The organism is Curtobacterium sp. 314Chir4.1 (assembly GCF_900215175.1).
Taxonomy (GTDB): domain Bacteria; phylum Actinomycetota; class Actinomycetes; order Actinomycetales; family Microbacteriaceae; genus Curtobacterium; species Curtobacterium pusillum_A.
In genome coordinates this window covers 573992-598643 of record NZ_OCMI01000001.1, presented here as the reverse complement: position 1 = coordinate 598643, position 24652 = coordinate 573992, and the positions used below count along the sequence as shown (strand labels likewise).

Below are 24652 nucleotides of genomic sequence, written 5' to 3'. Positions count from 1 at the left end.
CGCCGACGGCGTCCGCAACCCCTTCCGGACGGACGCTGCTCCGGCGTGGCCGATGACGACGACCGCGACGATCGAGACGACGGCGATCGCCTCCGGTGGGCCCGGCAGCGGTTCGGGGCCACGCGCGTGCGGAACGGCGACGCGGTGCGAGCCGTCGGGATCTTCGGGCCCGTCCTGCTCCCGCGAAGTGACGTGGATCCGGCGCCAGCCCAGATCACTCGAGGTCTCGAACGAAGCGCACGTCCCGTTCCGGGTTCCTCCATAGGGCCGATGCCGATGCTGTGAGTCACCCGATCACCTGCTGGAGAGGACCGCGACGATGATCGACACCGCGCGCACCAGTGCCCACCGCCCGCTCGCCGCTGCCCCCACGGCGGAGACCCTCGACGTCGCCGCACGCCGTCGTCGCCGTGTCGGGCGCCGCCGCACCGCCGTCGCCGACCTGCTCGGCATCGTCGCATGGGTCTCGGCAGCCGTGGCCGTCATGCTCTGGCTCGCGTCGCCCGGATCGCACACGGTCGTCGGGATCGGCGGCTGGCTCACCGACGCCGGGATCGTCGCCGGGCTCGTCGCGACCGACCTCGTGCTCGTGATGCTCGTCCTCGCCGCACGGGTACCGCTCATCGACCGGACGTTCGGCCAGGACAACGCCATCGCGGTCCACCGGTCGCTCGGGAAGCCCGTGCTGTACCTGCTGCTCGCGCACGGTGCGCTCCTGACACTCGGGTACGGCGCCTCGGCGGGCACCGGACCGATCGCCGAGACGATCGCGCTCTTCTCGACGCCGGACATGCCGCTCGCCTACCTCGGTCTCGGGCTGTTCGTCGCCGTGGTGGTGTCCTCGCTCGTCGCCGTCCGACGCCGTCTGGCCTACGAGGCCTGGCACGTCATCCACCTCCTCAGCTACGCCGCAGTGCTCGTCGCGTTGCCGCACATGCTCAGCGTCGGCAGCGTCCTCGCGGAGGGCACGTGGCAGCGGGTCTACTGGGTCGCGCTCTCCGTCCTGGCCCTCGGGCTGATCGCCCTGTACCGCTTCGCGCTACCCCTCGTCGTGACCTTCCGCCACCGCATCCGTGTCGTCGGTGTCGAGCCCATCGCGCCGGGCGTCGTGTCGATCCACCTCGCCGGTCGCGACCTCGACCGACTCGGGACCGAGGGCGGGCAGTACGGGGTGTGGCGCTTCTGGACGGCCCGGACGTGGTGGCACGCCCACCCGGTGTCGTTCTCCGCCGTCCCCGGCCGGGATCGTGCCCGGATCACGGTGCGGGACCTCGGCGCGGGCTCCGCGCGACTCGGCCGGATCACCCCGGGAGCGTTCGTCTCCCTCGAGGGCCCCTACGGCCTGTTCACCAGCCGGGCTCGGACCGCTCCGTTCCTCGCCCTCGTCGCGTCCGGGATCGGGATCACCCCCGTCCGGTCGCTGCTCGAGGACACCGACCTCCGGCCCGGCGAAGCGACCGTGCTGCTGCGCGGGACGGACGCCGACCAGCAGTACCTCTGGCACGAGACGGCAGAGCTCGCCGCGGCGACCGGCAGTCGCCTGTACGCCATGGTCGGTCACCGTGCGTGGTCGCGCGAGAGCTGGATGACCGAGGAGGACGTCCGACGCGACGTCACACTCCAGTCGGTGTTCCCGAACCTGCTGCAGTCGGACCTGTACGTCTGCGGGCCGCGTGCCTGGTCCGACCTCGTCGTCCGCGAAGCACGGCTCGCGGGCGTCCCCGAGCACCAGATCCACCAGGAACGGTTCGAGTCATGAGAGCACGCATCGTCGCCGGCGGAGTCCTCTCGTCGATCGCGGTCCTGGTCATCGGGTGGCAGCTGGGCGGCCAGCCCGCGGTGACCGTCCCGACCCAGCAGAGCACGACCTCCGGTTCCGGTACGACCGGCACCGGGTCGACGAGCGACGGCACCAGCAGTGGGACCACCGGCACCGGCACCACCGGTGGGACCACCGGCACCGGCACCACGGGTGGGTCTTCCGTCTCCGGCACCTTCGCCGGCGACACGGCCGAGACCCGGTACGGTCCGGTGCAGGTCCAGATCACCGTCGCGAACGGGAAGATCACCGGCGTCACCGCGCTCCAGCTCACGAACAGCGACGGTCGGTCGGTGCAGATCAGCCAGCAGGCCGCCCCGATCCTCCGCCAGGAGGCACTGCAAGCGCAGTCAGCGCAGATCCAGTCCGTCAGCGGTGCGACCTTCACCAGCGAGGGTTACACGACGTCCCTCCAGTCAGCGATCGACAAGGCCGGACTGTGAGCGGCGTCGCCACCTTCGAGACGATGGGCACCGTCGTGAGTCTCCGGGGTGCAACCCGGGAGGCGGCGGCCGCGGTGCGCGCCGTCTTCGCCGGCTACGACCACCGGTACAGCCTGTACGACCCGTCGTCGGTCCTCAGCCGCGTCGCGGACGGTTCGCTCCGGCTCGCGGACACCCCGTCCGAGGTGCGCGACGTCTACGCACTCGCGCTCGACTGGCGAGAGCGGACCGACGGAGCGTTCACCCCGCACCGCCCCGACGGCGTGGTCGACCTCTCCGGCGTCGTCAAGGCCCTCGCGCTCCGCGACGCCGGTGCAGTCCTCGACGCCACGAGCGGCGACGGCGACTGGATGATCAGCGCCGGCGGAGACGTCCTCGTCCGCGGTCACCACCGCGCAGACGAACCGTGGAGCGTCGGCGTCGTCGACCCGTCGCGCCGGGACACCGTCGTCGGCATCGTCCGGCTCGAGGCACCCCGCCGGGCGGTGGCGACCTCCGGTACCGCCGAGCGCGGCGAGCACATCTGGCGCCGCGCGGCCCCGACGTTCGTCCAGGCGACCGTCATCGCCGACGACATCGTCGCGGCGGACGTCCTCGCGACCGCGGTGGTCGCCGGCGACGAGGACGACCTGCGCCGACTCACGAGCGACGCCGGCGTGGACGTGCTCGCGTTCGGGGTCGACGGCACGGTCTGGGCCACTCCCGGCGCGTCCGACACCGTCCGACAGGTCCCTGCGGTCACCTGATCGGTGGCGCCCGACCGACGAAGGGCGTCGCCGAGCACGGTCGGGTCCCGGTCCTCGACCGGCACGTCGAGGAGCTCCCCCCCCCCCGCACCATCCAGAACGCGATGCGGACACCAGGACCGAGCGCCGCGGGGAACCGTCGAGCGTCGCGGTCAGGCGGGCTGCGGTGGCCGGGTCCGGACCGGTGCCAGCGCGTGCGTGAGCGTCGTCGCGACGATCGCACCGGCCGCGATGATCGCGGCGAGCACGACGATCTGGAAGCGCCCGGCCTCGATCGGGGAGACGCCGCCGAAGATCGCACCGACGAACGCCCCCGGCAGCGTGACGAGGCCGGTCGTCCGCGTCTGGTCGGTGCTCGGCACCATCGCGGCGTGCACGGCGCGCCGGACCAGATCGGCTGTGGACTGCCGGGGTGTCGCGCCCAACGCGAGCCAGCCCTCGACGTCGTCCCACCGATCGTCGACCAACTCGACGAAGCGGCGACCGGACAGCGTCGCGCTCGTCATCGCGTTCCCGATCACGATGCCGCCCACGGCGAGCACGTAGCGTGGCGTGAACGCGATCGCCCCCGTGAGGAACACGACGCTGAGCGCGCCGACGATCCCGGCGGCCATCGCGAGCGCCACCGGCAGGAACCGCGTCCGGAGCGTGCCGAGCCGTCTCGCCGCCGTCGTCGTCGCGACGCCGAACATCACCACGAGTGCTGCAGCGATCCAGATCGGGTCCCTGATGACGCCGCTGAGGACCAGGCTGATGAGCGCCAGCTGCACCGTGCCCCGCACCACCGCGAACGCCGGCGCCCAGGGCGACGGCGCGCGCGCGAGCAGGAGCACGGCGGTCGCGAGGGCCACGAGCACCAGGACCCCGAGGAGTGTCCACGGGAGACCGCTCGGATCGTTCACGGACCGAGCCTGCCACGGTTGTGCGGATCTGGACGATGCCGGCCGGGATCAGGCCGGGGCCGCGCCGCTCAGTCGTGCCTCCTCGGCGTCGTAGCCGGCACGCACCTGCCGGAGCACGAGGTCGTCGATCTCGTCCGCGTCGCGGAGTCGCAGGAGCGTTGCGGCCTTGTGCTGCACGAGCGCCAGTTCGAGGGCGACCGCGGTGTCGTGCCGCTGCAGGGCCGGATGGTCGTCGTCGTCCTCGGCGCGCGCCTGGATGACGTCGAGGTGGGCCTCGTAGTCCTTGCGCACGCGGTCGACGGTGGCACGGTCGGCGCCGGTGGAGCGGGCGAGGCGGGGGAGCGCGTCGAGCGCCTCCTCGATCGCGGTGCGCTCGGCGTAGCGGCGTTCCTCACCGACGGACTCGTCCTCGGGCAGGGCGGCGCGGCGCAGGACGGCGGGGAGCACGAGCGCCTGGCCGACGATGGTGACGACGACGACCCCGGCGGTGACGAAGACGATGAGGTCGCGGTCGGGGAACGCGTCGCCGGACTCCAGCATGCGCGGGACGGCGACGGCCATGGCGAGCGACACCGCACCGCGGAAGCCGGCGAAGCCGCTGACGAGGCGGTCGCGGTGGCCCTCGCGGGGTGCGCCGCCGGTGCGTCGCGTGACGAGCCACACGGTGCCACCGGCGGCGTTCAGGAAGGCGAAGCGCACCAGGACGAGGAGCACCGCCACCGCGGCGATGACCCCGGCGGCACGGAGGAGCTCGGCGGGTTCGAGGGCGCGTGCGGCGACCATCGCCTCGATGCCGACCAGGACGAACAGGGCGCCGTTGAGCAGGAACGTCAGGAACGACCAGAACGCCCGGACCTGCTGCCGGGTCTCGGCGCGGTCGAGCTTCGGTCCGACCTGACTGACGACGATCCCGGCGGCCACCACGGCGAGCACACCAGAGGCACCGATCGCCTCGGCTGCCAGGAACGCGCCGAACGGCACGAGCAGCGTCACGAGGTTCTCGAGCACGACGGTGTCGACGCGGCGCAGGACGAGGGTGCCGACCCAGGCGGCGGCGAGCCCGGCGGCGACACCGCCGAGGTACGACAGCACGAGCATGCCGGACACGCCCCAGAAGGTGAGCTCCTGCGTCCCGACGGTGACGGCGACCGCGATCCCGTAGACCACGAGGGTCGTGCCGTCGTTCACCAGGCTCTCGGCGCGGAGCACGGTGACGTTCCGGCGCGGCAGCATCTTCGTGAGGACGCCGACCGCCGTGGCGTCCGTCGGGGCGACGGCGGCGCCGAGCACCCAGGCGGGTCCCCAGGGCATCCCGAGCAGGTGCAGCAGGACGGCGACCGCGCCGGCGGTGACCACGACGAGCAGGGTGCCCATCAGGACGATGCCGCGCAGGTTCTTCCGGATCTCCCGGAGCGAGGTGGTGACGCTCTCCCAGTACAGCAGCGCGGGCAGGAACAGCAGGAGGACGGCGTCGGCGGGGAGCTCGACGTCCGCGAACTCCGGGACGAACGCGAGCCCGGCTCCGATCACGAGCAGGAGCACGGGCGGGGCCACCCGGATGCGGTCGGCGACACCGGCCGTCAGGGCGATGGCGAGGCCGAGCACCACCACCAGTTCAGGTCCCAGCACACGCACTCCTCGTTCGACCGACACCCCAGTCAACGCGGTGGGTGCTGACAGCGCACGGCAACGGGGCCGTGTCCCCACACCCCTGCGCGGACACGGCCCCGGTTCGGCCCGGTCGGGCCGCTACCGCCCGGCCCGGTCGGCGGTCACCGCTCGGCCACCGCGAGCGGTGCGATGGACCGGCCGGCGGCGTCCACGCGGTCCCGGGGGAACGCGGGCAGGCGGACGCCGGTCATGGACTCGAGCACGCGGACCACCTGCCGCGAGTACCCGTGCTCGTTGTCGTACCAGACGTAGACCACCGCGGAGCCGTCGCCGTCCGCGATGGTCGCCAGGCCGTCGACCACCCCGGCCTTGCGGGAGCCGAGCACGTCACTGGACGCGAACTCCGGAGACTCGACGTAGTCGACCTGGCGCCGGAGGGACGAGACGAGCGACACGTCGCGCAGGAAGGCGTTCAGCTCGTCGCGGTCCGGAGCGCCGTCGAGTTGCAGCGACAGCACGGCGAGGGACCCGTTCGACACCGGGACCCGGATGGCGTTGCCGGTGAGGCGCCCGGCGAGCTCCGGGTACGCCGCACCGACGGCCTTCGCGGCCCCGGTCTCGGTGACGACCATGTTGAGCGTCGCTGCTCGTCCCCGGCGGTCGGCACGGTGGTGGTTGTCGGTGAGGTTCTGGTCGTTCGTGAACGCGTGCACGGTCTCGACGTGCCCGTGCCGCACCCCGTACCGCTCGTGCAGGGCGGCGAGGACGGGTGTCACCGCGTTCGTCGTGCAGCTGGCCGCGGCGAGGATCCGCTCGTCGGCGATCTCGGCGTCGTTCACCCCGTGCACGATGTTCGGGACGTCGCCCTTCGCCGCGGTCGTCAGCAGGACGCGCCCCGCACCCGGTGCCGCGAGGTGCCGTTCGAGGGCCGCCCGGTCCCGCCAGCTGCCGGTCGAGTCGACAACGACGGCGTCCTCGATCCCGATCGCCCGGTAGTCGACGCGGTCCGGCGCCTCCGCGCGGACGACCTGGATGACGGTGCCGTTCGCGGTGATGGTCTGCGCGGCCTCGTCGACGGTGATCGTGCCGTCGAAGGGGCCGTGGATGGAGTCGCGTCGAAGCAGGCTCGCGCGCTTCGTCAGGTCGCCCGGTCCACCGGGGCGGAGGACGACGGCGCGGAGCCGCAGGCCGCTCGCTCCGCCGGCGCGGGCGAGCAGGATCCGGGTGACGAGCCGCCCGATGCGACCGAAGCCGTAGAGGACGACGTCGGTCGGTGCGAGTGCCTCCGACCCGTGGCCGACGACGTCGGCGAGCTCGGTGCGCAGGAACGCGTCGAGGTCGTGCGGCGCACCGGCGTCGAGCTCGCCGGGAGCGGAGCCCGCAGCGAGCAGTTCGCGGTGGCGGCGGAGCAGCGCAGCGACGTCGACGACCGCTGGGCCCAGGTCGAGCGTGGCGAGGGCTCGGAGGACCGGGAAGGTCTCGGACGGGTGCAGCTCGGCGCCGTCGAGGTGCCGGGCGAACCGGTGTGCCTTGAGCACCTGGTTCGCCGACAGCCCGACCAGTCGCCGTCCGTGGATCGTGGTGACGACGTTCTGCCGGCGGTAGAGGCTGCCCACGATCGGGATCGAGGCCTCGGCGAGGGACTCCTCCTCGATCCAGTCCGCGAACACGCTCACGCCGCGACCCCCCGGCGCTCGGACGGCGCAGTCGCAGCCGCAGCCGTGGCCGTGGCCACGCTGGACAGGCCGTCGAGCGCGTCGGCGATCTCCGCCGGGCCGCCCCACGCGGTCGTGCTGACGGGCATCGCCGCCCCGAGGAGCGCCGCGAGTGCGTCGACGTCCGCAGCACCGGCCGGGTCGGTGACGACGAATGCCTCGACGGGGACGCTGCCCGAGCGGACGGCCGCGCGGGCAGCCGTGCCGTGCAGGCGGACGGCGACGGTCGCGTCCGGAGCCCCGGCCGCGGCTGGGTCGCCCCCGCGGGGCAGGTAGTGCCCGTGCCGGTCGATGAGGTGCAGCGCCCGGGCGTCGTCGCTGCCGGGCCACCACACGTCGCCGTCCTCGTCGAGTGCGGTGTCGACGAACACGGCGTCCCGTTCGACGTCGGCCGCCACCGCCGACCTCGGCGAGAGGCCGGCCACGGGGACGACCGTGCCGTCGGTCAGGGCACGAGCGACCACGCCGTCGCGTCCCGGCCCGACGAGCACCGGCCCGGCGGCGAGCACGTCGACCCGCCGGCCACCCGGGGTCCGCTGCTCGATCCGGACCGCCGAGCGACGACCCGTCACGGCCACGGTCGTCGTGCCGTGGTCGCCGTGGACGTGCAGCAGGGTGCACTCCACGGCGAGGTCGTCCGTGTGGGCCCCGAGCGCCTCGACCACGCCCGCGCCGTCGTCGCCGCCGACGAGCCACACGGTGCGGACACCGGCGCGGTCGTCACGCAGTACCGTGCGCAGGGTCGGACGGGCGTCCCGTGGGCTGCGGAGGCTCGTGTGCACCGTGCGCACGACCTCGGCTTCCGGACCCATCGCGTCGAGGGCGTCCGACCCGACGCGCGTCAGGGCACGGAGGGTGGCCACGCTCGCGGGGGAGTCGGTGACGTGCACCCCGAGGAGGTCCGGCGCCTCCGGGGCACCGAGCAGGAAGGGGACGACGTACATCGTCCGACCGCGCATCGACTCAGCGACCCGGTCGACGACGCCGACGCTGTCGACGACGCCGACGCTGTCGACGCCGCCCGCGCGGTCGACGGGTGCTGCAGCGGACCCGGCCCGGGCGGCCGACCGCACGAGCAGACTCCCCGGCCGCGCCCCAGGATCGAGCCGGACGACCTCGTCGTCGAGGGTGAACCGCGTCACGAGCTCCCGCCACTGCTCGTCCGACCCGTCGACCCAGACGACCTCGTCCGGCCGGGTCAGGAGCGCCGTGCGCGCCACCCACTGCGCGGTCCCGGCGTGGGCGAGGTCGTGGTTCCGCGCACCGTCCGGCACCTCGGGCAGGGGCAGGACCCCCGCCGGTGGGAACGTGTGGCGGTGCTGGGCGGTCCGGGGCATGGTGGCCTCCTCGTCGAGATCCGTGCTGGTGTGCCACCACCCTCCGTCCGACGGACCGGCCCGGACGACCGTGCGGGTCTCGAAGAGTCCGGGAATTTGCGACGAGCCGGAAACAGGCGTTCCCTACGAAGCGTCCCCCGTGTGCCGCTCCAGGAACTCGAACACCTCGGTGTCGTCCACCCCGGGGAACCGCCCCGACGGCAGCGACGCCAACACCCGGGTGTGCATCCGCGCGCTCGGCCACGCAGCGTCCGACCACCGGGACGCCAGCGGCGCCGGCGGCCGGCGGCAGCACGACTCGTCCGGGCAGGTCGACACCTGCCGTTCGGTGGTCTCGCGCCCGCGGAACCACTTCGCGTCGTCGAACCGCACGCCGAACGTGATGCTGAACGCGCCGTCGGGCCCGGAGCCGGTCTGGGTGGACGACCAGTACGTCCCCGCGGTGGTGTCCGTGTACTGGTGGGCCTCGGACGTCCGGGCGCTCCGGTCCCCGGCCCAGCGCGCGACCCACTTCCGGCACACCACCTGTCCCTCGACCGCGCCGGTGACGTCGGCAGGCAGCGGCAGGTCGTCGTTCTCGTAGGCCTTGTAGATCGCCCCGTCCTCACCGACCCGCAGGAAGTGCACCCGGATCCCGAGGTGCTCGGTGAGCAGGTTCGTCATGCGGAGCGCCGCCGACTCGTGGGTGACGCCGAACGCGTCACGGAAGTCCTCGACGGCGAGGTCCCGCGACGCCTTCGCCTCGGTGAGGAACCCGACGGCCTGCTTCCGGGGCATGAGGCACGCCGCAGCGAAGTAGTTGATCTCGAGTCGCTGCTGCAGGAACTCGGCGTAGGACGACGGCGGCTGGTGGCCGAGCAGCCGGTGCGCCATCGCCTGCAGCGCCATCGACCGCAGGCCGTGCCCGCCCGGGATCGAGGCGGGCGGCAGGTAGATCCGCCCGTTCGCCAGGTCGGTGATGCTCCGGGTGGAGTGCGGCAGGCCGTCGACGTAGAGCAGGGTGAACCCGAGGCGCTCCGCCATCCGGCTGACCTCGCGGTGCGTGAGCGCCCCGACCTCGTGGCCGACGGCGCCGACGACCTCCTCGGCCAGCGCGTCGATCTCCGGCATCGCGTTGTTCCGCGCGCGCATCCGGTCGCGCAGCTCGGTGTTCGCCCGACGGGCCTCCTCCGGCGTCGCCGAGGCCTCCCGCGCCTTCCGGTCGAGTTCCTGCAGGGTGCGGACCAGCGCTGCCAGCGCGTCCTGCGGCAGGGACTTCGAGACCCGGACGGGAGGCACGCCCAGCGCCGCGTACTGCGGCCCGCCCTGCAGCCGTTGCAGCTCCAGTTCGAGCGCGGACCGCGGGTCCGGCGCCTCCGCCTGCAGCAGGTCCAGCACCTCGACGCGGAGCGCCGACGCGAGGCCCGGCAGCTCCGCTGCACGGACCGGCCGCTTGCCGTTCTCGATGAGGGACAGGGTGCTCGCGGTGGTCCGGAGCTCGGTGGCGAGCGCGGTGAGGGTCCAGCCCGCGCGGGTCCGGAAGTGCCGGATGCGTGCTCCGAGGATGCGTGCGTTGTCGTCGTCAACCTGCATGGAACGGACCGTATCCGAAAATTCGGCAGATTTCGAGGGCAACCGTCGGGTCCACGGTTCGAGCGACCCCGCACGGTGGGTGACACGCCCCGCCGGGACACGATCCCGGCGATTCACCGACGAAAGGCGACCTGATGACGATCATCGACGAACGGACGGCTGCAGCGCCGAACGTCCTGCCCCTCGACGTGGTCGGTCTGGAGGACCTCGCGACCGTCGGCGGCAAGAACGCCTCGCTCGGCGAGATGCTCCGCTCGCTGTCGGGCCTCGGCGTCCGCGTCCCGGACGGCTTCGCCACGACCGCGACCGCGTTCCGCCGCCACATGGAGCACACCGGGCTGACGTCCTGGATCAGTGCGACGCTCCTCGCGCTCGACGTCGAGGACACCGCAGCCCTCGCCGCGGCCGGCGCCGAGATCCGTCGCCGTGTCCTGTCGACACCGCTCGAGCGAGGCCTCGAACAGGCCGTCCGTGACGGGTACGACCGGCTCAGCGCCGAGGCACCCGACGAGGCCTCGTTCGCCGTCCGGTCCTCGGCGACCGCGGAGGACCTGCCCGATGCGTCGTTCGCCGGGCAGCAGGACACGTACCTGAACATCCGCGGGATCGGGAACGTGCTCGACGCCGTGCGCCGGGTGTTCGCCTCGATGTACACGGACCGGGCGATCGCCTACCGGGTGCACCACGGGTTCGTCCACGACGAGGTGGCGATCTCGGTCGGCGTCCAACGGATGGTGCGCTCCGACCTGGCGTCCGCCGGGGTGCTGTTCACGCTCGACACGGAGTCCGGCTTCGACCGGGCGGTGTTCGTCACCAGTGCGCACGGGCTCGGCGAGGGCGTGGTGTCCGGCGCCGTGAACCCGGACGAGTTCACGGTGTCGAAGCCCGCGCTGGCAGCGGGCCGTCCCGCGATCCTCGGACGGGTGCTCGGGTCGAAGGCGCAGCGCATGGTGTTCACCGACGACCCGACCGTCGGGCGCACGACCGCGTTCGTGGAGACGAGCGCCGCCGAGCGTCGGCACTTCTCGTTGCGCGACGACGAGGTCACCGAGCTCGCCCGCATCGCCGTCGTCATCGAGCAGCACTACGGCCGCCCGATGGACGTCGAGTGGGGCAAGGACGGCCTCGACGGTCGCCTGTACGTCCTGCAGGCCCGCCCGGAGACGGTCGCGTCGCGTGCCTCCGCGTCCGTGATCGAACGGCACCGTCTGGCCGTGCAGCCCACGACGCCGCCGCGGCTCGACGGTCGGGCGATCGGCCAGCGCATCGGGTCCGGTGCGGTCCGGGTCCTCGCGAGCGTCGACGAGATGCACGACTTCCGTCGCGGCGACGTCCTCGTGGCGGACATGACCGACCCGGACTGGGAGCCGATCATGCAGCGGGCGTCGGCGATCGTGACGAACCGCGGCGGTCGGACCTGCCACGCGGCGATCATCGCGCGCGAACTCGGCATCCCCGCGGTCGTCGGCACCGGGACCGCCACGAGCACGCTGCACGACGGCGAGCCCGTGACGGTGAGCTGCGCCGAGGGGGAGACCGGTGTCGTCCACGACGGGATCCTCGGAGTCGAGACGGAGCGCATCGAGGTCGGCGACCTGCCGGACCTCGACGTCGACCTCATGCTCAACGTGGGCAACCCGGCGCAGGCGTTCTCGTTCGCCGCGCTCCCGAACGCCGGCGTTGGCCTCGCCCGCATGGAGTTCGTCGTCGGCCGGCAGATCGGGGTGCACCCGAACGCCCTGCTCCGACTCGCCGACCAGCCCGCCGACGTCCGCGAGCAGATCGAGGACCGGATCGCGGCGTACGGCTCGCCCCGGGACTTCTTCGTCAAGCGCCTGGCCGAGGGCGTCGCGACCCTCGCTGCGGCGTTCGACCCGAAGCCCGTCGTGGTCCGGCTGTCCGACTTCAAGTCGAACGAGTACGCGGGCCTGCTCGGCGGCGCACGGTACGAGCCCGTCGAGGAGAACCCGATGATCGGGTTCCGCGGTGCCTCCCGCTACCTGTCCGAGGAGTTCGCGCAGGCGTTCGCCCTCGAGTGCGAGGCGATCCGCACCGTCCGCGAGGTGATGGGCTTCGCGAACGTGCGCGTCATGATCCCCTTCGTCCGGACCGTCGAGGAAGCCGAGGCGGTCGTCGCCCTGATGGCGGAGCACGGTCTCGAACGAGGTCGCAACGGCCTGCGGGTCGTGATGATGTGCGAGATCCCCGCGAACGCGCTCGACGCCGACCGGTTCCTCGACCACGTCGACGGCTTCTCGATCGGGTCGAACGACCTCACGCAGCTCACCCTCGGCGTGGACCGGGACTCCGCACTCGTCGCCGAGTCGTTCGACGAACGGAACCCGGCGGTGCTCCGCCTGATCGACATGGCGGTCGACGCCTGCCGCGCCCGCGGGGCGTCCGTCGGCATCTGCGGGCAGGGCCCGAGCGACCACCCGGACCTCGCGGACCACCTCCGCGCCCGCGGGGTCACGTCGATGTCGCTCAACCCCGACACGGTCGTGAGCACCTGGCAGCGGCTCGCGTCGGTGGTCTGACCCGACCACGGGAGACCGCATCCAGTGAGCAGCAATCGTCGGGTCACGGTCCGTGACTCGACGATTGCTGCTCACTCGACCGCTGGCCCGGCGACGGGGACGGCGGCGAGCGCGAGACGGCCGCGGCCGGTGAGGGACACCGGGCCGACGACCGCGTCGAACGGCGCCAGCGGGCCATCGGCGGCGCCGATCGTGCCGTCGAGCACGACGGCGACGCCGTGCACCTCGAGGTCGCCGTCGACGGCGACCACCGTCAGCGCGGGCTCGCCGCTGCCCCGGCGCACCATCAGGTTCAGGTCGTGGCCCGGGGCCGTGACGCCGACCGCGCTGACGGCTGCCTCGCCGGCGAAGGCCACCGTGTCGAACTGCTCGAGCACCGTCCGCTGGCCGTCCACGTCGAGCGTCAGCGTGTGCGGCGAGAGCGACAGCAGCACCCGGTCGACGCCCGGGAGCGACGAGAAGGGCACGTCGGAGCCGATCGTCGCGATGCTGAGCCGGGCTTCGAAGGGTCCGTCGCCGGGCGTGCGCCAGAGCTCGACGGTCTCGCCGAGCCCGTTCGCCCACCGGCTCCGAGGCGCGTCGGCGAACCGGACGGTGCGGCCGGGGCGGGTCACAGCTCGTCGTCGTCCATGCTCAGGTGCGAGGTCTCCGGCGCCATCAGGATCGACACGACCATGCCGATCGCCAGGATGCCGGCGAGCACGAGGAGCGTCGGCGTGATGCCCCAGGCGCCGAGGGTGAGCGGCAGCAGGAACGTGCCGACCGCGGACCCGATGCGACTGACGCCGTTCACCAGGCCGACCCCCGCCGCCCGGACGTTCGTCGGGAAGAGCTCCGGCGGGTACACCTGGTCGAGGTTCGAACTGGCCGACATCACGAACGTGAAGACGAGGAACGCCGGCAGCACGACCCAGAGCGGGGCGTGCTCGCCGAACGAGACGACCGCGAGCGCCACGGCCATGATCCCGAACGTCCAGATGATGAGCGGTCGGCGGCCGGTCTTCGCCACGAGCCACAGGCCGACGAGCCCGCCGAGCAGCAGGAAGACGTTGAGCAGCGCACCGGCAGCGAAGCCGTCGGCGTCCATGCCGAGGCTCAGCAGGATGATCGGCAGGAAGCTGTAGACCGCGAAGTACGGGATGACCTGCGCGTTGTAGAACACCGACCCGAAGACGGTGCTCCGGAGGTTCTTGCCGCGGAACAGGTCGCGGTACCGGCCGGGTGTCCGCCGTGCGTGGGCAGCGGCGACCGCGTCGACGTCGAGTCCCTCCGGCAGGAACTTCGCGACGATCGCCCGGGCCTCGGTGAGGCGTCCCTTGGTGATGAGCCATCGCGGCGACTCCGGGGTGCCGAGTCGCAGGACCAGGACGGCTGCAGCGGGGATCGCGCCGCTCGCCAGCAGCCAACGCCAGCCGTCGCCGGTGCCGAGCGCGCTCACCCAGGTCCCGATGAAGTACGCCGCCGTGTAGCCGACGGTCCACGCGACCGTCAGGGTCGCGAGCAGGCCGCCACGGAACCGGGCGGGCACGAACTCCGCCACCAGAGTCGGCCCGAGCGCGTAGTCCGCCCCGACGCCGAAGCCGATCAGCAGGCGCAGGACGAACAGCGTCCCGGGGTCGTGCACGAAGAACTGCGCGGCCGAGGCGACCACGATGAGCACGAAGTCGAGCATGTACACGAGCCGGCGCCCGAACCGGTCGCCGAGCCAGCCGCAGGTGATGCTGCCGACGAAGATGCCGATGAGGACCGAGCTCGCGATGAGCCCCGACCAGACGTCGTTCACGGGGAAGGACTGCGGGATGAGCGTCAGCGCGATGCCGATGCTGCCCAGGGCGTACCCGTCCGAGAAGTTCGCGCCGAACGTCAGCGCGGTGATCCGCAGGTGGAACCGGCTGAGGCGCTCGGGCGGGGCCGCGGTCCGGGGTGACGACGCTGACATGGTGCTCCGATGGTGTGGGGTGGTCATTCGAGCGGGCCCGTGACGGACTCCGCGGCGGCGACGAGGTCGTCGGACGTCAGGAAGGTGCGGAGGGCCTCGATGTCCCGGCCGAACTCGCGGTCGACCGGGGCGGTGGGGACGAGTCGGCGGACGGTGTCCCGGCCGGCGCGGAGGGCTGGCGAGCCGGACACGCCGACCTCGTCCTCGAGCAGGTCGGCAGCCTGCGCCGCCGCGAGCAGTTCGATCGCGAGCACGTACTGCAGGCGGTCGACGGAACGGTACGCCTGCTGGGCGGCGAGATGCGCGTTGCTCACCGGGTCCTCCTGGCCGGCCGACGTCGGGATCGACTCGACCGAGGCGGGGGAGACCTCGCCGCGCATCTCGAGCACGAGCGCCGCGGCCGTGTACTGCGGGATCATCAGGCCGTTGTTGAGCCCGGGGGTCGACGCGAGGAACGGCGGCAGCTCGCTCACGGTGCTGTTCACCATGCGGTCCGTGCGGCGTTCGCTGTGGTGGGCGAGCACCGCCGCGGCGGCCTTCACGGCGTCCATCGCGAGGCCGACGGAGGTCCCGTCGAAGTTGCCGGCCATGACCGCGTCGCCGTCCTCCGGGAACAGCAGGGGGTTGTCGCCGACGGAACCGAGGGACTCGTCGACGACCCGGGCGGCGTCGTCGAACGAGCGCCGGACGGACCCGTGCAGCTGGGGGAGCGCACGGAGCAGGTAGGGGTCCTGCACGCGGTGGTCGCGGTGCAGCTCGGCGATCGCGCTCCCCTCGAGCAGCCGGACGAGGTTCCGCGCGCTCGCGGCCTGCTCGGGGTACCGGCGGAGCGCGTGCACCCGTGGGTCGAGCGCGCGGGTCGTCCCGCGGAGCGACTCGAAGGCCAGCGCCCCGATGACGTCGGCCTGCCGGACCGCCCGCCGGAGGTCGTGCGCGACGAGGGCGGCGACCGCGGTGATGCTCATGATGCCGTTGAGGAGCGTCAGCCCCTCCTTCGCCCGGAGCCGCACGGGCGTCAGGCCCCGGCGGCGGAGTGCCTCGGCGCCGCTCACCACGTCGCCGTCGACGGTCGCCTGACCCCGGCCGGTGAGCACGAGGGCGATGTGCGCCTCGAGCGCCAGGTAGCCGAGCGAGCCGGCGCCGGGGACGACCGGCGTGACGTGCTCCTCGAGCAGTGCGCGGATCAGTTCGAGCGTCTCCAGACGGGTGCCGGACCGCCCGGCGCCGAGGTGCGCGAGCATCACGACGAGGATCGCCCGGACCTGGTCCTCGGGGATCGGCGCGCCGACCGACACCGCGTGGGAGACGATGATGTTCTCCTGCAGGCGCAGGGCGTCCTCCGGTGCGATGGTCTCGGTGTAGTTGTCGCCGAAGCCGGTCGTCACGCCGTACACGACGGTGCGGTCGTCCAGGAACCGGGTGACGAGGTCGGCCGCGGCGTCGACCCGGCGGGCGTACCCGTCGGAGAACCGGACGACGGCACCGTGCCGGGCGACGGCGACGACCTGGTCGACGGTGAGCGGGGCGTCGTCGAGCAGCACTGTCTCGGTGCCGGCGCGGTCGCCCGTCCGGGGACCGCCGCTCATGCGGGCACCGCCGGGTACACCGCGGTCGACTCCCGGACCAGGTGCTCGCCGATCCGGGCGACGTCGGCCGGGTCGGTGAGCCGGTAGCTGGGGACCAGGCAGGACATCGCGGCGACCACCCGGTGGCCGGCGCGCACCGGGGCGGACACCGCCGTCACGTCGCGCTCGGCGCCCTCGGCCACGACGACGTACCCGTCCTCGCCGACGTCGTCGAGCAGGACCCGGCCGACGGCGGTGTCGGTGAGCGGGATCGTGCGGCCGACCCACCCGACGTGCCGGATGGACTGGGTGCCCTCGGCGATGGCGAGGTGCATCGCGGTGTCGCCGACGCCGAACACGCTGAGGTAGCAGGACTCCGTCGTGCACTGGGCGACGCGGCGCATGGCGTCGCGGGTCTGGGCGACGAGCGCGGTGTTCGAGAGGGCCGCCGCACCGAGCTGCACGAGGTGCGGGCCGGCCGTGAACGCACCGTCGTCGTCGCGGCGGACGAACTCCCGGTGTTCGAGTGCTCGGAGGAGGCGGAGGGCGGTGCTCGCCGACAGATCGGCCCGCCGTGCGGCCTCGGTCAGCGAGATGCCGTCCGCGTCGCACACCAGGCCGAGCAGGACGAGCGCGCGGTCGATCGTCCGCATGCCCTGTCCGCCCGTGGATTGCTCGGTCATGGCTGCCACCCTACGGAATCTGATTTTCATTGAGTAGCAATGCCGTGTTTCGTTCTCGTGAAATCTGCAGGACTGGAGGCGCGGGGCGGGCCCGCACCGCGCCTCCAGGCCGCCCTGTGGTCGCGGAAGACCGCACGGGGTGCGTCGGCGACGTCGGTCAGGACGGCGACGTGCCGAGCCGCCGGGCGAGCACGTCGGCAGCACGACGGACCTCCGCGAGGAGCGTCGGCGGCACGCCGCCGTCCGCCGTCGACGCGTACGTCGACCCGATGCTCGCGACCGGCCACCCCGTGGTGTCGAGCACCGCGACCGCGACCGACGACAGTCCCGGCGTCACGGCGCCGTCCTCCGTCGCGTACCCGACGGTGCGGACGCCCTCGAGCTCCTGCCGGAGCGTCCGCAGGTCGCCGGGGCCGGCCTCTGTCCGCCGGACGAACGCCGTACCGGGCGGGTACAGCGCACGGAGCTGCGCCGTCGGGGTCGCCGCGAGCATCGACTTGCCGGTCGCGGTGAGGTGCGCGGGCAACCGGACCCCGACGTCCGTGACGAGCGCTCCGCGGTGCCGGGCGCGTTCCTCGACGACGTAGACGACCTCCGCACCGTGCAGCACCCCGAGGTGGGCACTCTCGCCGGTGCGGTCGACCAGGGACGCGAGCAACGGGGCTCCGAGCAGGGTGAGCGGTTGCTGCCGGGTGAAGCCGGAGCCGAGTTCGAACGCCGCGATCCCGAGTCCGTACTTGCGCGCCTCGACGAGGTGCAGGACGAACCCGTGCTCGGTGAGCGACGTCAACAGTTGGTAGACCGTGGAGCGCGGCAGGTCGAGCCGGGCGGCGATCGTGCTGGCGGCGAGCGGTCCACGCTGCGTGGCGAGGAGCCCGAGGACGCGCAGGCCGGCGTCGAGCGCGGGGACCTTCGGCGAGGGGCTGGGCATGGTGCTCCGATGTCGGCGTCGTTTCCTGTCCGGTACCCCGGACACTATCTGGCGCCGCGACCTCCACGCACCCGGGCCGCTCCTGTCAGATGGGGGGAGGCCGACGGGCAGGACCCGGCGGACGCCGACGGACCAGCGCCCGGCCGGGCGGCGAGACCACCGACGAAGGAGCCACCGTGACCGAGACAGCAGCAGACCACGCCGTGTCGAACCCGAACCCGACCCCGGCCGGATCGGGCCCCCGGACGGTCCGCGCCGCGCGCGGGACGACGCTCTCCGCCAAGAGCTGGCAGACCGAGGCACCGCTGCGCATGCTCATGAACAACCTCGACCCCGAGGTGGCCGAGCGCCCCGAGGACCTCGTCGTCTACGGCGGCACCGGCAAGGCGGCGCGGAACTGGCAGGCGTTCGACGCGATCGTGCACGCGCTGCGCGACCTCGAGTCCGACGAGACGCTCCTCGTGCAGTCCGGCAAGCCCGTCGGGGTGTTCCGCACGCACGAGTGGGCGCCCCGCGTGCTCATCGCGAACTCGAACCTCGTCGGGGACTGGGCGACGTGGCCGGAGTTCCGCAAGCTCGAGGCCGAGGGCCTGACCATGTACGGCCAGATGACCGCCGGCTCGTGGATCTACATCGGCACCCAGGGCATCCTGCAGGGCACGTACGAGACCTTCGCGGCCGTCGCCGAGAAGCGGTTCGGTGGAACGCTCGCCGGGACCATCACGCTCACCGGCGGCTGCGGCGGGATGGGCGGCGCGCAGCCCCTCGCCGTCACGCTGAACGGCGGCGCCGCGATCGTCGTCGACGTCGACCGCGCCCGGCTCCAGCGTCGCGTGGACCACCGGTACCTCGACGAGCTCGCCGACGACCTCGACGACGCCGTCGCCCGGGTCACCGCCGCGAAGGCCGAGCGGCGTGCGCTCAGCGTCGGACTCGTCGGCAACGCCGCCACGGTGTTCCCCGAGCTGCTGCGCCGCGGCGTCCCGATCGACGTCGTCACCGACCAGACGAGCGCCCACGACCCGCTGAGCTACCTGCCCGAGGGCTACGACGTCGACGAGTGGGCAGCCCGTGCCGAGTCCGACCCGGAGACGTTCACCTCCGACTCCCGCCGGGCGATGGCGAAGCAGGTCGAGGCCATGGTCGGCTTCCAGGACGCCGGTGCCGAGGTCTTCGACTACGGCAACTCGATCCGCCGCGAGGCCGAGCTCGGCGGCTACGACCGCGCGTTCGCGTTCCCCGGCTTCGTGCCGGCGTACATCCGTCCGCTCTTCGCCGAGGGCAAGGGGCCGTTCCGCTGGGCGGCGCTGTCCGGCGACCCTGACGACATCGCCGCCACCGACCGGGCGATCCTCGAGCTGTTCCCCGAGGACGAGAAGCTCCGCCGGTGGATCACCGCCGCCGGCGAGAAGATCCAGTACGAGGGCCTGCCCGCACGCATCTGCTGGCTCGGGTACCAGGAGCGGCACCTGGCCGGGCTCAAGTTCAACGAGATGGTCGCGTCCGGCGAGCTGCGCGCCCCGATCGCCATCGGCCGTGACCACCTCGACTCCGGCTCGGTCGCGTCCCCGTACCGCGAGACCGAGGCGATGGCCGACGGCTCCGACGCGATCGCGGACTGGCCGCTCCTGAACGCCCTGCTCAACACCGCCTCTGGTGCGACCTGGGTGTCGATCCACCACGGCGGCGGCGTCGGCATCGGCCGCTCCATCCACGCCGGACAGGTGATCGTCGCCGACGGCACCGACCTCGCCGCTGAGAAGATCGCCCGCGTGCTCGTGAACGACCCCGGTACCGGCGTCATGCGCCACGTCGACGCCGGGTACGAGCGTGCCGAGGAGGTCGCCCGCGAGCGCGGCCTGCGCGTGCCGATGTGGGAGGTCTGACCGTGACGGACTCCGGCGCGACCGTGCTGCCCGGCCTGGCCGAGATCGCCGAGGTCGGTCGCGACCGCGTCCGCGGCGGCTACACGCGGCACCTGCTCGACCACGCCGAGCGCACCCTGCGCGACTGGTTCGTCGAGCGGGCGACCCGGCTCGGTCTGGACGTCGAGGTCGACCGCAACGGCAACAGCTGGGCCTGGTGGGGCGCGCCCGGTCCGGACGCGTTCGTCACCGGGTCGCACCTCGACTCCGTGCCCGGCGGCGGTGCCTTCGACGGCCCGCTCGGCGTCGTGTCGGCCCTCGACGCGGTCGCCCGGCTGCAGGCCGAGGGGCACCGGCCGTCCCGCCCGACCGCGATCGCGGTCTTCGCCGAGGAAGAAGGCTCGCGCTTCGGCGTCGCCTGCCTCGGCTCGCGCCTGCTGAGCGGCGCCGTCAGCCCGGAACGCGCGCTCGCGTTGACGGACGCGGACGGCACCAGCCTGGAGGCAGTGCTCGCGTCCGCGGGCATCGACCCGTCCGGCGTCGGGCCCGATCCGGATCGGTTGTCCGGGATCGGGACGTTCGTCGAGCTGCACGTCGAGCAGGGGCGCGGGCTGGTCGACCTCGGCGCACCGGTCGCGATGGCGTCGAGCATCCTCGGGCACGGCCGGTGGCGCTTCCGGTTCACCGGGCAGGGCAACCACGCCGGGGCGACGCTGATGACCGACCGTCGGGACCCGATGGTCGCCGCAGCCGCCGTCATCGCCGGCGTCCCAGCACTGGCGCGGCAGCACGGCGACGCGCGTGCGACGGTCGGTCGGCTCCGTTCGGTACCGGGCGGGACGAACGTGATCGCGTCGGCCGTGGAGTTCTGGCTCGACGCCCGCGCCGGGGACGACACCGTCACGCAGGCCCTGGTCGCCGAGATCGCCGCCGCGGCCCGTGCGGCGGCGACCGCGAACGGCTGCGAGGTCTCGGTCACCGAGGAGTCCTGGTCGGCCCGCGTCGACTTCCCGGACGGACCGCGGACGGCGATCGACCGGGTGCTCGTCGGCGCCGGCGGTCGCCCGGTCCCCGTACTGCCGACCGGAGCCGGACACGATGCCGGCGTGCTGTCCGCGCACGTGCCCGCCGCGATGCTGTTCGTCCGCAATCCCACCGGGGTGTCGCACGCGCCCGAAGAGTGGTCCGACGCCGACGACTGCGCCGCCGGTGTGGACGCCCTGACCCGGGTGATTCGGGAGCTGACGTGAGCGCCGAGGTGCGTTCGGTGCACTGCGCGACGGCGCTGATCGACGGCGTGGTGGTGGACGACGTGCGCCTCGGCGTCGGACCGGACGGGCGGATCACCGCCGTCGACCCGGGTGTCCCCGCGGCACCGGGCGACCTCCGGCTCGGCACCGTCCTCGCCGGGTCGGGCAACGCGCACTCGCACGCCTTCCACCGACTGCTGCGCGGTCGGACCCACGGCGACGGCGGCGACTTCTGGCAGTGGCGCACGGCGATGTACGGCGCCGCCGGAGCCCTCGACCCGGACTCGTACCGTACGTTGGCGGTCGGGGTCTTCGGCGAGATGGTCGCCGCCGGGTGGACCGCCGTGGGGGAGTTCCACTACGTGCACCACCGTCCGGACGGCACCCCCTACGACGACCCGAACGCGATCGGGCTCGCGCTGGCCGAGGCCGCCCGCGAGGTCGGGATCCGCCTCACGCTCCTGGACACCTGCTACCTGACCGGTGCTCCCGGCGAACCGCTCGCCGTCGAGCAGAGGCGCTTCGGCGACGGCACGGCGGCAGCCTGGCTCGAGCGCTGGCACCCCCTCCGCGACGCCGTCGGTGACGACCCCCTCGTGACGGTCGGCGCCGCCGTCCACTCCGTCCGGGCGGTCCGACCCGACGACGTCGCCGTCATCACCCGCGAGCTGCCGGACGACGTCCCGCTGCACGTGCACCTGTCCGAGCAGCCGGCCGAGAACGCGCAGAGCCTGGCGGCCTGGGGTGCACGGCCGACCCGGGTGCTCGCGGACGCCGGTGCACTCTCCCCGCGCCTGAGCGTCGTGCACGCCACGCACCTCGACGACGACGAGATCGCGCTCCTCGGGTCCGCCGGGGTCACCGCGGTCATCTGCCCGACCACCGAAGCGGACCTCGGCGACGGGATCGGCCCCGCTCGGCAGCTCGCCGACGCCGGGGCGACGATCGCGCTCGGGTCCGACCAGAACGCCGTGGTCGACCCGTTCCTGGAGGTCCGCGGGCTCGAGGCCGGAGAACGGCTCGCCGCACGACGGCGCGGTGTCTTCAGGCCCGCCGAACTCGACGCAGCCAGGAGCACGGCCGGCTACCGCTCGCTCGGCCTGCGCGGCGGCATCGCGGTGGGTGCGCCGTGCGACCTCGTCGAGGTCGACCCGACGAGCGTCCGGACGACGGGTTCGGCGGTGCCGCAGCTCGTCCTCACCGCGACCGCCTCGGACGTCCGGCGCGCGGTCGTCGGCGGGACCGTGCGCGCCGTCGACGGCAGATTGGCGGACGACCGCGCACCCGCGGACCTGCTGACGGCGTGGACGGAGGACCACCGGTGACCAGCGAGCTCATCACCGACATCGGCGAACTGCGCACGCTCGACCCGCGCGAGGTCCCTGGCGACGCGTCCGGCGCGGCCGAGGACGACGCCGCGGCGGCCGCCGTCGTCCGGCACGACCAGGCGCTCGTGGTCGAGGACGGCCGGCTCGTGTGGATCGGTGCGCGCACCGATGCCCCGGACGCCGACGTCCGGACCAGCGTCGGCGGTCGCACCGTCCTGCCCGGCTGGGTCGACCCGCACACGCACCTCGTGTTCGCCGGCGACCGGTCCACCGAGTTCGTGGACCGGATGGCCGGCCGTCCGTACGCGGCCGGAGGCATCATGACGACGGTCCGTGCGACCCGGGCGGCCTCGGAGTCCGACCTGCTCGCCGGTGCGCGTGCGGTCGTCGACGGCGCCGCGGCGCAGGGCACGACCACCATCGAGGCGAAGACCGGGTACGGGCTCGACGTCGCGACCGAGGAGCGGCTCGCCCGGATCGCCGCCCGGGTGGCGGACGTCGTGACCTACCTCGGCGCGCACGTGGTCCCGGAGGGGGCGGACCGGGACGCGTACCTCGACCTCGTGACCGGACCGATGCTCGACGCCGTCGCCCCGCACGCGCAGTTCGTCGACGTGTTCTGCGAAGCAGGAGCGTTCACCCCGGACGAGTCCCGCGAGGTCCTGCTCGCCGGACGTCGGGCGGGCCTCGGGCTCCGGGTGCACGGCAACCAGCTCGGCGAGAGCGGCGGGGTCGCCCTCGCCGTGGAACTCGGCGCCGCGAGCGTCGACCACTGCAACCACCTGTCCGACGCCGACGTCGCCGCCCTCGCCGGCTCGTCGACGATCGCGACGCTCCTGCCGGCGTGCGACCTGTCGACCCGGGCGCCGTTCGCCCCGGCACGACGACTCGTCGACGCCGGTGTCCGGATCGCCCTGGCGTCGAACTGCAACCCGGGGACCTCGTTCACGTCGTCGATGCAGTTCCAGGTGGCCACGGCCGTCGTGCAGCAGCACCTGACGCTCGAGGAGTCGCTCGCTGCCGCCACCCTCGGCGGGGCCGCCGCGCTCGGGCTCGACCGCGGGGACGACGCCGTCGGCAGCCTGCGCATCGGGGGACCGGCCGACCTGCAGGTCCTCGACGCCGCGACCGCCGCGCACATCGCCTACCGTCCGGGCATGCCCCTGACGGTCGCGACCTGGCGTCGTGGGGTCCGGGTCCCGGCCCCGGTCAACCCCGTGCGATCCGGGTCCGGCCGGTGAGCCCTCGACGAGCCCGCTTCCACCACGCCCGCCACGGCAACGAGGTCGCGAGCGCCAGCCCGATCACCACGCTGCCGAACCACCCGACGACGACGCCGGGGATCGGCACGAGCAGGCTCGTCCAGAGCAGGACCGCGAGGATCCCGAGCACGTACGCCGCACCGGCCTTGAGGTAGCGGAGCCGCTTCAGCCCGGCGGCCTCGTCGAGCCGCGAGGTCAGGCGGGCCAGGAAGACCGCCCCCACCCCGATGGCCGCGACCGCGACCGCCACCTGCTCGAGTGCGCCGAGGCCGTCGCCACCGAAGAGACCAGCGCCGAGGACCCCGGACCCGGACAGGCTGTACACGCCGTCGAGGATCTCGAACAGCATGAACACGACGAGCCCCCGCTCGAAGACGACCGTCGACGCGTAGGCGTGGATCCGCCAGGCGCCGCCCGTCCCCACCGACGAAGTGTCCGACGACGTCAGACCGCCGAGCGACCACGCCGCCACCCGCTTCGACAGCAGGTACGCGCCGATGCCCGCCACCCCACCGAGCACCACCGGCAGGAGCCTGCCAGTGGCCCACCCGGCGTCGACCCCCACCAGCACCGCGGTCAGCACGACCCCGGTGCCGGCGGTGACCAGCGACCAGACGCGAGGACGCGCGACCCGGGCGAGCCGTGCCTCCAGGCGGCCCAGCCAGGACCTGCGCGACGCGCGGTCCGTGTTGAACAGGTACTCCGCGAAGACCAACCAGATGAAGGCGGCGCCGAAGGCGGCGAGCGCGGGCCGGACCTCGGCGAGGTGGGCCGAGAACGAGCCGGGGGCGAAGACGGCCTCGCCCACCGAGCTCGCCGGGTCGGTGGCGTCGCCGACCGCCACCGCGGCCGGCGGGAGCAGCAGGCGCATCGCCAGGACGCCCGCGACGATGCCGAGCGACAGGAACAGCCGTCGTGCGGGGGAGTGCAGGCGGCCGGCGATGCCGGCCATCGGCACCGACGAGTCGGCGGCCATCGCGATCTCGAGGAGCGCGAGCGCCACGAAGGCGAGCGCAGCAGCTGGTCCGAGCACGAACCACGCGACGGCGGCCGCCGCGACGGTGAGCAGGAGGGGGACGGTCAGGAGCGATCTCGTGGCCATCACCCCATCCAGCACCGTCGGCCTGGGCGGGCAGTGGAGCGCTCC

General features: G+C 73.4%; 19 protein-coding genes. 8 read left to right on the top strand and 11 right to left on the bottom strand.

Annotated features, from left to right (window positions below; all coding sequences use genetic code 11):
• The first annotated feature begins 319 nt into the window (after positions 1 to 319).
• From CRP27_RS02740 to CRP27_RS02730, 3 genes are read left to right on the top strand one after another with little or no spacing between them, the layout of a single operon-like run.
• Entirely contained in the window at positions 320 to 1759 is a 1440-nt protein-coding gene (locus CRP27_RS02740; protein ID WP_097179198.1) for a ferric reductase-like transmembrane domain-containing protein, read from the top strand.
• The gene (locus tag CRP27_RS02735) at positions 1756 to 2262 is read left to right on the top strand and encodes an FMN-binding protein (RefSeq protein ID WP_097179197.1); all 507 of its coding nucleotides are present in this window, start codon (positions 1756 to 1758) and stop codon (positions 2260 to 2262) included. The genes CRP27_RS02740 and CRP27_RS02735 overlap by 4 nt, the downstream gene beginning before the upstream one ends.
• Positions 2259 to 3008 (top strand): FAD:protein FMN transferase, encoded by a 750-nt coding sequence (locus tag CRP27_RS02730; protein ID WP_255257406.1) that lies wholly within the window; start codon positions 2259 to 2261, stop codon positions 3006 to 3008. The genes CRP27_RS02735 and CRP27_RS02730 overlap by 4 nt, the downstream gene beginning before the upstream one ends.
• Before the next feature lie 152 nt (positions 3009 to 3160).
• On the opposite strand, the gene CRP27_RS02725 is transcribed toward CRP27_RS02730, so the two are convergent.
• From CRP27_RS02725 to CRP27_RS02705, 5 genes are all read right to left on the bottom strand, one after another.
• On the bottom strand, positions 3161 to 3910 hold the full coding sequence (locus CRP27_RS02725; protein ID WP_097179196.1) for an ABC transporter permease: 750 nt from the start codon (positions 3908 to 3910) through the stop codon (positions 3161 to 3163).
• A 48-nt stretch (positions 3911 to 3958) separates the two neighbouring features.
• Entirely contained in the window at positions 3959 to 5539 is a 1581-nt protein-coding gene (locus tag CRP27_RS02720) for a Na+/H+ antiporter (RefSeq protein ID WP_097179619.1), read from the bottom strand.
• 143 nt (positions 5540 to 5682) lie between these two features.
• Positions 5683 to 7197, bottom strand: a complete 1515-nt coding sequence (locus CRP27_RS02715) for a glyceraldehyde-3-phosphate dehydrogenase (RefSeq protein WP_255257405.1) — start codon at positions 7195 to 7197, stop codon at positions 5683 to 5685.
• On the bottom strand, positions 7194 to 8573 hold the full coding sequence (locus CRP27_RS02710; protein ID WP_097179195.1) for a phosphoenolpyruvate carboxykinase (GTP): 1380 nt from the start codon (positions 8571 to 8573) through the stop codon (positions 7194 to 7196). The genes CRP27_RS02715 and CRP27_RS02710 overlap by 4 nt, the downstream gene beginning before the upstream one ends.
• Positions 8574 to 8696: 123 nt before the next feature.
• Entirely contained in the window at positions 8697 to 10145 is a 1449-nt protein-coding gene (locus CRP27_RS02705) for a helix-turn-helix transcriptional regulator (protein ID WP_097179194.1), read from the bottom strand.
• A gap of 134 nt (positions 10146 to 10279) precedes the next feature.
• On the opposite strand from CRP27_RS02705, the gene ppsA reads away from it, so the two are divergent.
• A complete protein-coding gene (gene ppsA / locus CRP27_RS02700) occupies positions 10280 to 12682 on the top strand; it encodes a phosphoenolpyruvate synthase (protein WP_097179193.1) in 2403 nt (800 codons plus the stop codon).
• 71 nt (positions 12683 to 12753) lie between these two features.
• Here ppsA and CRP27_RS02695 read toward each other — a convergent pair whose 3' ends face one another.
• The 5 genes from CRP27_RS02695 to CRP27_RS02675 form a co-directional block, all read right to left on the bottom strand.
• Positions 12754 to 13296, bottom strand: a complete 543-nt coding sequence (locus CRP27_RS02695) for a HutD family protein (protein ID WP_176505435.1) — start codon at positions 13294 to 13296, stop codon at positions 12754 to 12756.
• Positions 13293 to 14621, bottom strand: coding sequence for an MFS transporter (locus tag CRP27_RS02690; RefSeq protein ID WP_097179192.1), 1329 nt, complete (start codon positions 14619 to 14621; stop codon positions 13293 to 13295). Before CRP27_RS02690 ends, CRP27_RS02695 begins: the two co-directional genes overlap by 4 nt.
• Positions 14622 to 14644: 23 nt before the next feature.
• Positions 14645 to 16207, bottom strand: coding sequence for a histidine ammonia-lyase (gene hutH, locus CRP27_RS02685; protein WP_097179191.1), 1563 nt, complete (start codon positions 16205 to 16207; stop codon positions 14645 to 14647).
• Positions 16204 to 16869, bottom strand: a complete 666-nt coding sequence (locus CRP27_RS02680; protein ID WP_097179190.1) for an IclR family transcriptional regulator — start codon at positions 16867 to 16869, stop codon at positions 16204 to 16206. Before CRP27_RS02680 ends, hutH begins: the two co-directional genes overlap by 4 nt.
• 157 nt (positions 16870 to 17026) lie before the next feature.
• Entirely contained in the window at positions 17027 to 17800 is a 774-nt protein-coding gene (locus CRP27_RS02675) for an IclR family transcriptional regulator (protein WP_097179189.1), read from the bottom strand.
• Between the two features lie 203 nt (positions 17801 to 18003).
• Between CRP27_RS02675 and hutU the strand changes: the two genes are divergently transcribed.
• Genes hutU through hutI form a run of 4 tightly spaced genes read left to right on the top strand, consistent with a single transcriptional unit; the run spans position 18004 to position 23484 of the window.
• Positions 18004 to 19686 (top strand): urocanate hydratase, encoded by a 1683-nt coding sequence (gene hutU / locus CRP27_RS02670; protein ID WP_255257441.1) that lies wholly within the window; start codon positions 18004 to 18006, stop codon positions 19684 to 19686.
• A gap of 2 nt (positions 19687 to 19688) precedes the next feature.
• Positions 19689 to 20915, top strand: a complete 1227-nt coding sequence (locus CRP27_RS02665) for an allantoate amidohydrolase (protein ID WP_217990677.1) — start codon at positions 19689 to 19691, stop codon at positions 20913 to 20915.
• Entirely contained in the window at positions 20912 to 22240 is a 1329-nt protein-coding gene (locus CRP27_RS02660) for a formimidoylglutamate deiminase (protein ID WP_255257404.1), read from the top strand. The genes CRP27_RS02665 and CRP27_RS02660 overlap by 4 nt, the downstream gene beginning before the upstream one ends.
• Positions 22237 to 23484, top strand: coding sequence for an imidazolonepropionase (gene hutI, locus CRP27_RS02655; RefSeq protein ID WP_097179187.1), 1248 nt, complete (start codon positions 22237 to 22239; stop codon positions 23482 to 23484). Before CRP27_RS02660 ends, hutI begins: the two co-directional genes overlap by 4 nt.
• Here hutI and CRP27_RS02650 read toward each other — a convergent pair.
• Positions 23453 to 24607 carry a DUF475 domain-containing protein gene (locus CRP27_RS02650; protein WP_097179186.1) on the bottom strand — a complete coding sequence of 385 codons (1155 nt, stop codon included), beginning with the start codon at positions 24605 to 24607 and terminating at the stop codon, positions 23453 to 23455. The two genes, hutI and CRP27_RS02650, sit on opposite strands and share 32 nt — an antisense overlap.
• Between the last annotated feature and the right edge of the window lie 45 nt (positions 24608 to 24652).